Origin of the sequence: Shinella sp. JR1-6 (assembly GCF_004284735.1) — a bacterium.
Classification (GTDB): Bacteria; Pseudomonadota; Alphaproteobacteria; order Rhizobiales; family Rhizobiaceae; genus Shinella.
In genome coordinates this window covers 1-1,263 of sequence record NZ_SHMI01000109.1, presented here as the reverse complement: position 1 = coordinate 1,263, position 1,263 = coordinate 1, and the positions used below count along the sequence as shown (strand labels likewise).

The window sequence follows — 1,263 nt, the reverse complement described above, 5'->3', positions numbered from 1 at the left end:
CCTGATCAGAAAACCATACTCAGAGGTGGCTCACTTCTCGGTGGAAAAACCGGCTCAGTTCCGCGTGGAAACCAACAGCAGGGTGTAGGGCTACTGACAATGAGCAGCCCGCTTGCTCCCTATGCACAACGGAAATACTCGATTGTCAACCGGCGCGGAATGTTGCCCCCTTTTGTCGGTGTCCAATCTTCACCCCCATGTAGACGATCAGTGCTTGGCCTGCCCTGCGCTGACCGGGGTTGCAGAGGGTAGGCCAAGTGCGGGTGATGGGTATCTTCGGCTTTAGCTTTGAGAGCGGTTTTTGAAGCGCCAGGACTCGTTTCCTGGTTCCACGATCTCGCAGTGGTGGGTCAGGCGGTCGAGCAGCGCTGTCGTCATCTTGGCATCACCAAACACGGACGGCCATTCACCGAAGGCAAGGTTCGTGGTGGCGATGATCGAGGTGCGCTCGTAGAGCCTGCTGATCAGGTGGAATAGGAGCTGACCACCGGCCTGCGCGAACGGCAGATAGCCGAGTTCGTCGAGGATGATGAAGTCGAGGGGAGGCGTCGCCTTAACCGGCTGGTGCGGATCGAGGCAAGTCTATCGGCATGACTGACGATGCGTCCGCCCGATACAAACGCCACCGCTTTCCAGCCGAGATCATCGCGCATGCGGTATGGCTCTGTTACCGGTTCCCGCTGAGCCTGCGCGATATCGAAGACCTGCTTGCCGAGCGCGGCATTGCCGTCTCGTTTCAGACCGTCTCAGAATGGACGACTAAGTTTGGCCTGAAATTCGCCCACCAACTCAAGCGGCGGTCGATCGGCAACTTCGCAGACAAATGGCATCTCGATGAGAGTGTGCCGCGAGGCGCCCACAGCAATGTGGGAGCCGAGCTGCGCGGAAGATGAGGGTAGGTCCCTCGAAGCCGACCGTCAGGGGTAGGTTTCAAACCACTGCAAGCTGCGACGGTAAAGAGCCGTGGTGGTGAGCGTTGCAGAAAAGGCGGCTCTTAGTCCGTCAGGTGAGGTTTAGAGAGACGAGCGCAAGCGAACCGCTGATGACGTGTCGAAAAGTGCAAGATGATGTCGAAACCGGGAGGAATTCGTTAGCCCGGGACGGGTCTGGGGGGCGCCCTGATTTCTGCCCAGGCGGCATCCGGCATGAAGGCGGCGTGACTCTTAACCAGGCTTTCGTGTGGAACGCGGTGAGATGTCTGATTTCTTTTGGTTTTCCGATGCGCAGTGGGAACGGATCGAACCGCTCCTGCCAACGGATGTG

2 pseudogenes are annotated in these 1,263 nt (G+C 58.5%); one reads left to right on the top strand and one right to left on the bottom strand.

Annotated features, from left to right (window positions below):
- Window positions 1-282: 282 nt before the first annotated feature.
- Window positions 283-540: pseudogene (locus tag EXZ48_RS34565) on the bottom strand (ATP-binding protein); the annotation flags it as partial.
- A gap of 50 nt (window positions 541-590) precedes the next feature.
- Here EXZ48_RS34565 and EXZ48_RS34560 point away from each other — a divergent pair.
- Window positions 591-845 (top strand): annotated as a pseudogene (locus EXZ48_RS34560) (IS6 family transposase); the annotation flags it as partial.
- Window positions 846-1,263 lie beyond the last annotated feature (418 nt).